This is a genomic window from Corallococcus sp. AB011P (assembly GCF_003611605.1).
GTDB classification, from domain to species: domain Bacteria; phylum Myxococcota; class Myxococcia; order Myxococcales; family Myxococcaceae; genus Corallococcus; species Corallococcus coralloides.
Genome location: NZ_RAVX01000007.1, coordinates 270,496 through 276,652, shown reverse-complemented (window position 1 = coordinate 276,652; position 6,157 = coordinate 270,496). Strand labels below are relative to the sequence as shown.

5 protein-coding genes and 1 pseudogene are annotated in these 6,157 nt (G+C 67.9%); 4 read left to right on the top strand and 2 right to left on the bottom strand.

The genetic code is table 11. The annotated features are described in order from the left end of the window. Positions 1-677: pseudogene (locus tag D7X30_RS41995) on the bottom strand (hypothetical protein); the annotation flags it as partial. A 107-nt stretch (positions 678-784) separates the two neighbouring features. On the opposite strand from D7X30_RS41995, the gene D7X30_RS21075 reads away from it, so the two are divergent. Continuing rightward, the gene (locus tag D7X30_RS21075) at positions 785-2,221 is read left to right on the top strand and encodes a metallophosphoesterase (protein WP_120564730.1); all 1,437 of its coding nucleotides are present in this window, start codon (positions 785-787) and stop codon (positions 2,219-2,221) included. Positions 2,222-2,297: 76 nt separating this feature from the next. On the opposite strand, the gene D7X30_RS21070 is transcribed toward D7X30_RS21075, so the two are convergent. After that, positions 2,298-3,371: a hypothetical protein gene (locus tag D7X30_RS21070; protein ID WP_120564729.1), complete on the bottom strand. Its 1,074-nt coding sequence runs from the start codon at positions 3,369-3,371 to the stop codon at positions 2,298-2,300. Between the two features lie 159 nt (positions 3,372-3,530). Here D7X30_RS21070 and D7X30_RS21065 point away from each other — a divergent pair, with 159 nt between their 5' ends. The 3 genes from D7X30_RS21065 (at position 3,531) to D7X30_RS21050 (ending at position 6,157) form a co-directional block, all read left to right on the top strand. Next, positions 3,531-4,013, top strand: coding sequence for a hypothetical protein (locus D7X30_RS21065; RefSeq protein ID WP_120564728.1), 483 nt, complete (start codon positions 3,531-3,533; stop codon positions 4,011-4,013). Between the two features lie 638 nt (positions 4,014-4,651). Beyond that, complete coding sequence (locus tag D7X30_RS21055; protein ID WP_120564726.1) at positions 4,652-5,086, top strand: cupin domain-containing protein; 435 nt, start codon at positions 4,652-4,654, stop codon at positions 5,084-5,086. 171 nt (positions 5,087-5,257) lie between these two features. Then, on the top strand, positions 5,258-6,157 hold the full coding sequence (locus D7X30_RS21050) for an MBL fold metallo-hydrolase (protein ID WP_120564725.1): 900 nt from the start codon (positions 5,258-5,260) through the stop codon (positions 6,155-6,157).

The following is a 6,157-nucleotide window of genomic DNA, read 5'->3' as shown; positions in this document are numbered from 1 at the left end:
TCCTCCAACTCCTGGAACGTCTGCGCCCGGTCCGTCGCATCCTTCAGCGCACCGCACGCGCGCACCACCGTGAGGAACGACTGCACGCCCACGTACGCCAGGAACACGGCGGCAATCACCGCCGCGGCCTTGGTGAACAGGGGCTCCGGCGCCGCCGCCAACACCACCCAGGACGCAATCGCTCCCGAGACCACGGACACGAAGAACTCCGGATTCAGCGTGTCCTGCAGCGCGGCCCCAATGCTCGCGCGCAAGGGGTCCAGCGACATGCCCACCGCGAGCGTCAGCCGGTCCAACTCACCGAAACCCGCCCCATCCTCCAGCAAGGACAGACAGTCCCCCGGAGCCTCATGCGCCCGGCACCACCGTCCGTACCCGTCCCGCAGCATGAACCCGAACCCCAGGTCCAGCTGCGCTCCCTTCTTCGCGACCGCGCGCACCACCCTCGGTGACCGCACCGTCAGCGGCACCTCCAGCACCAGCCGCGCCAGCGCCTCCTCGAACTCCCGAGCACTGACCGGCACGCGCCGGTCCCACGTGGCTGGGGCATACGTCCGCGTCCCCCGCTCCGTGCGCAACCGCACCGTGGGCCCGCTGGCGCAGCCCGTGAGCAGCACGACCAGCAGCCCCCACACCCCGGCCTTGCTCGTGCTCATCCGGTTCTGGCCCTGTGACACGCGTGACACTCCTCGACAGGTGCCTTCTCCGGCCCTTCCACCAATGCTATGCGCATCCCAGCAATTCATTTTTAACTTGAACATCTTGACTTCACTGGGAGCACATCTTGAAGCCTTCTTCCCTCCTCGTATCCCTGGCCCTGGCCAGCGTGCTGTCCGCCTGCGGCCCTGGCGAGGCGCCTGAACCCCAGTACCTGGGCAGCACCACGGCGGCGCTGGACTGCGCCGCGCTCAGCAAGCCCGTGTATCACCGGGTGCGTCCGTCCACGGGCGACAGCCTCCTCACCCTCAACGCGAACGAGGCCGCCAACGCGGCCACCACCTACGGCTACACAGACGACCGGGGCACGCCCTTCAAGGCCGCGAGTTCCTCCGGCACCGGCCTGTCCCCCGTCTACCGGCTCTACAGCCCCAGCCGGGGTGAGCACATCGTCACCATCGACGCCACCGAGCGCTCGAACCTCATCGCCTCCGGCTTCACCACCGACGAGGGCGTGGGCTTCTATGCCTCCAAGACGGCGGACGCGTGCCTCGTGCCCGTCTATCGCTTCGACAACCCGGGCCTGAAGAAACACCGCCACGCCGTCACCCAGGCGGAGCGCGACGCGCTCACCACCGCGGGCTGGACCAACGAGGGCATCCAGTTCTACGCCGCGCCCACCACGGTGGACACGAAGTTCACCTTCGTCGTCATCCCCGACACGCAGCAGGAGACGGTCTACGCCCCCACCCGGCTCACCCACCGCATGCAGTGGATCGCCGACAACAAGACGGCCCAGGACATCCGCTTCGTGATGCACACCGGCGACCTGATGGACTGGGACACGCCCGACCATCTCCACTACCAGCGCGCCAGTGATTCGTACCAGGTGCTCGACACCGCCCAGATTCCCTACGCCATCGCCCTGGGCAACCACGACACGGCGGCCGTGTGTCAGGGCGGCAGCGCGTGCCCCGGCAACGTCAACGCCAACCTGCGCAACACCACCACCTTCAACACGTACTTCCCGCTGTCCCGCTTCAAGGCCCTGGGCGGCGTGTTCGAGTCCGGCAAGTGCGACAACGCCTATCACACGTTCAACGCGGGCGGCCTGAACTGGCTGGTGTTGAACCTGGAACTGTGGGCCCGCACGAACGCCGTGAACTGGGCGAAGACCGTGCTGGCCCAGTTCCCCCAGCACAACGTCATCATCATCACCCACTCGCACCTGAACGGCAGCGGCGGCATCGAGCAGTCGAACGGCGGCTACGGCAACAACAGCCCCCAGTACGTGTTCGACAACCTCATCAAGCAGTACGCCAACGTGCGCTTCGTCTTCTCCGGCCACGTGGGCAACGCCGCCTACCGCACCGACACCGGCGTGAACGGCAACACCATCTACCAGATGCTCAACACGTTCCACGACGGCACCACCAATCCGACGCGGCTCGTGGAGGTGGACACCGCCGCCAACACCATCAGCACGCGCGTCTACGCGCCGCTGACGAACACGGAGCGGGCGGACGGTGCGAAGGCGTACAGCAACGTGAACTGGGTCCGCTGAGCGCGCCCTCTCGATGAGACACGCGAGCCCGCTTCCCCGTCGAGGAAGCGGGCTCCGTCATCGGACTCCTCCTCGCTCAGGGCTGGTTGGGATTGCCGATGTTCTGGAAGGGATTGAACGTGTACGTCGTGGAGAACTGCGACGACGGGCTGAAGTAGTACGCGGCCAGCTTCGCGGGGTCCTTGGCGATCTCCCCTCGCAGGATGGGGCCGTCGTTCTGGTCGTCCCAGCCCCAGGGCGCGTTCGCGGAGTTGGTGCCGCAGTTGCCCGCCACCAGCCCGCAGCCGCCACTGGTATCACCCCGGAACGTGCCGTCGGAAGAGAACAGCGTGGTCAGGTCGCGGCGCGTCCAAAGGCCGTCGGTCGGGCTGTAGATGTCGAGCAGCTTGTAGCGCACATCCGAATCCGTGGCGGACGACGGCTGCTCCGCCAGCGTGAGCGACGGGTAGTACTTCACGCCGTCTCCGACGATGTCGTAGTACGGCCAGGCTTTGAGGCCGTGGCCCTTGGCCTCCTGCGCGGTGATGGGGTGGGACTCCCCTTCGAAAGAGGCCATGGACAGCGTGCCGTCAATGGACTCCGACCCCGACCCGAGCGGACTGCCCGACGGCACGAACGAGTAGAAGTCCTTGTGCGCCACCGTCACCGCGCCCACGAGCGAGCCGTACTCACTGCCGTCGCGCTTCACGATGAGCAGCACGCCCTCGCCGTCGTTCTCGTGCTCGGTGTCGAAGATGGAGTCGGACCAGTCCCGGGGGTGGAAGAACGTGTAGAGCAGGTACCAGTGCGTGGAGGTCTCCACCACCGACTGGTAGGCGTGCGCGGTGAGCGCTCGCGAGTTGGTGTTGTCCCAGTTGTTCGTCCCGCTCCAGTCCCCGTCGAAGTCCACGCGGGTGATGAAGTCGGACTTGCCGCTGAGCGAGTGCGATCCCGTGACGTCCACGTCCTGGTAGTGGATGGGCGCCCACCGCTTCGTCAGCGCCGCCCGCGCCGCGGACGAACCCACGCCGTTCAACAGCGCCTGCCGGCCCTGTGCGAACACCTCCTCTTCTTCCAGCACGCCCTCACCGCAGGCGGAGAGCCACATCAAAGCCGTGGTGACGGCCGTGAACTTCAGGACAGGGGGAAGACGGCGCAGCGATGACCGCATGGGGGAACCGGCCTTTCCTTGCGAGGGGAAGGCGCTCATCAGACATCACCGTGAAATCTTTGTGAACGAAGGTTTGCTTGAACTTCCTGTCAAAGCCGTATGGCCTTGCGGGTGACCGTTCCGTCCGTGGGGCGGTCATTTCCAGGAAGGTGCTCCGTGATGAACATCCGTTCGTGGCTGGCGCTGTCGACGCTGGGATTGACCCTGTCCGCTCCGCTGGTGTTGGCGCAGCCGCGGTCCAGCCATGTCGATGCCACGTCCTACCTGTCGTCCCAGCCAGAGTATCTGGCGTGGCTGGAGCTGCGCTCGAACCTGAAGGACAACTTCGACGACATCTGTGGGGACACGTTCTGCGAAGGCGAGTACAGCAACATCCAGTCGCTGCGCTTCCAGTGTTCCGTCAACAGCGGGACGGGTGTCATTGGCCAGTGCGTCTGGGTGTTCGCCGCGAGCAACGAGGAGCTCAACCCGTCCACGGGTGAAATCTCCGTGCAGACGCAGACCTGGACCTGCCAGAGCCCGCTGGCCAGCGGCACCACGATGGCCTCGCTGCTGACGGCGCTCTCCGGGACCTCGCCCCTCTACGCCACGCTGCCCGGCACCAGCACGACGATCTACGACGGCCTGGTGGACTGCCTGTAGTCAACGGACGTCGTCAGACATCGCGACCGCGCGAGAGCGCTTCGAGCCTCCGCTCGACCTCCACATCCAGAGTGTGGAGGTCGCTTCAGGGCGGAGCGTCCTCGTGCTCACCGTGGGCGGCATCAGCGATTCCGTGCCGTACACCTTCGACGGGTGGGCAACACGACCCGCAAGATGGCGCAGGAGCGCTATGAGCTGCTGTTGCTGGAGCGTGCGCACAGCCGCCGTCGCTGGGAGAACCAGGAGGCCGATGAGGTGCTGCGCATCGTCGAGGCGGCTCGGTCCGCGGGGCGTCTCATGGGACCGGTGGGACGGGGCCTGCCCGAGCTGCTCGACCGCCTTGGTGTACGCCACAAGGGCAGGCTCCTGCGCGTGGCGCCAGGGACGCCAGGGGGCAGTGGCTCCGGACGATGTCGCCCCCCGGGGCCGCCGTTCGTCACCGCACGGTGGGGTCTCCGGCAGTGGACAACCGGGCGTCGGGCATGCCGGCGGAGCAATCCCTATCTTACCGGCGCCATCCGTCGGATACCGGACCGGCCTCCGTGGCAGGGGGTGAAACACAGGCCCTGTTTCTGGCAGAAAGAAAGACAACCCATGAGGGGGTGGGACCGCGTCCCCCCTGAAGGAGTCCCTGTCGCATGAGCACGATTCTCCGGACCCCACCCCTCGCTGGCGGCCGTCCCCCTCGTTGGGATTCGCGCCGCCGCGCCCCGCCAGCCTCCGCGTCCCTTCCCCCCGTGGAGAAGGTGAACCTGGCCCACGCCTCCACCGACCTGCCGGCGCCTGGCATTGCCCGGCCCGTGGGCACGCTCCACGGCCAGCCCGTGCACCTGGTACGGCTGATGGGCACCGGCCCCTGGTGCCGGCACGCCACCGGCGATGTCCTGTTCTTCGTCACCCGGGGCACCCTGCGTGTGGAGTTGCGCGAGCGCACCGTGGACCTGGAGGAAGGCGAACTGCTCATCGTCCCCCGCGGCGTCGAGCACCGTCCGGTCGCGGACGCGGAGGCGCTGGTGCTGATGTCGGCTCCATCGCCCGAAGGGGAGGCGGCCGGGCAGTCCCCCGCCCCCTGAGCGGCGTCCTGCCGCCCCCCGGCCAGGCGAGCCCCTGTCCTGCCCGGGCGCGGTGATTCCTCCCAGGGAACCCACGGCGCACTTTTGCCCTGAACGAACGGAAGGGGGCTTCCCGCGTCGGTTCACCCGCCGCTGGACGGCCGCCGCCTTTCACGAGGAGCGGGAGCCGCCATGCGCATCCACCACTTGAACTGCACCACGATGTGCCCGCCCGGCCGGCGGCTCATGGACGGGCGGCGCGGCTTCACCGGCCCGGCGGCGCTCACCTGCCACTGTCTGGCCTTGGAGACGCCGCGCGGCCTGGTGCTGGTGGACACCGGCTACGGCCTCAATGACGTGTACGCGCCCCGCGTGCGGCTCAACGGCCTGTTCCGGGACGTGCTCTGCCGCCCCGCCCTGGCGGAGGAGTCCACCGCCATCCGCCAACTGGAGCGCATGGGCTTCCAGGCCAGCGACGTGCGCGACATCGTCCTCACGCACCTGGACTTCGACCATGCGGGCGGCCTGGATGACTTCCCCCACGCGCGCGTGCACGTCCTGGCGGACGAGTACCGCGTGGCCACCGCGCAGAAGACCTGGCTGGACCGCGCGCGCTTCCGCCCGATGCAGTGGTCCAAGGAGACGCGCTGGGAGACCTACGTCCCCCACCGGGGTGAAGGCTGGTTCGGCTTCGACTGCGTGCGCGAGCTCACCGGACTGCCGCCGGAGATCCTGCTGGTACCGCTCGTGGGCCACACGCTGGGACACGCGGGCGTGGCCATCGACACCGGGGAGGGGTGGCTGCTGCACGCGGGCGACGCTTATTTCTACCATGGCGAGATGGACCTGGACCGCTACCGGTGCACCTCCGGCCTGCGCGCCTACCAGAAGCTGATGCAGAAGGACGGGTGGATGCGCTGGTACAACCTGCGCCGGCTGCGCGAGCTGGTGCAGCGCCACGGCGAACAGGTGACGGTGTTCTGCGCGCACGACTCGCTGGAGTTCGAGCGGCTGGAGGAGCGCGAGAAGCTGCCCGCGGACTTCCCCATCCAGCCCGGCCTCGTCGCCCCCGTGCCCTCGCTGCACCTCTAA

Excerpts from the sequence above, each read along its gene's own strand:
- D7X30_RS21070 (WP_120564729.1), bottom strand. The coding sequence starts at position 3,371 with ATGCGGTCATCGCTGCGCCGTCTTCCCCCTGTCCTGAAGTTCACGGCC.
- D7X30_RS21065 (WP_120564728.1), top strand. The coding sequence starts at position 3,531 with ATGAACATCCGTTCGTGGCTGGCGCTGTCGACGCTGGGATTGACCCTG.
- D7X30_RS21055 (WP_120564726.1), top strand. The coding sequence starts at position 4,652 with ATGAGCACGATTCTCCGGACCCCACCCCTCGCTGGCGGCCGTCCCCCT.
- D7X30_RS21050 (WP_120564725.1), top strand. The coding sequence starts at position 5,258 with ATGCGCATCCACCACTTGAACTGCACCACGATGTGCCCGCCCGGCCGG.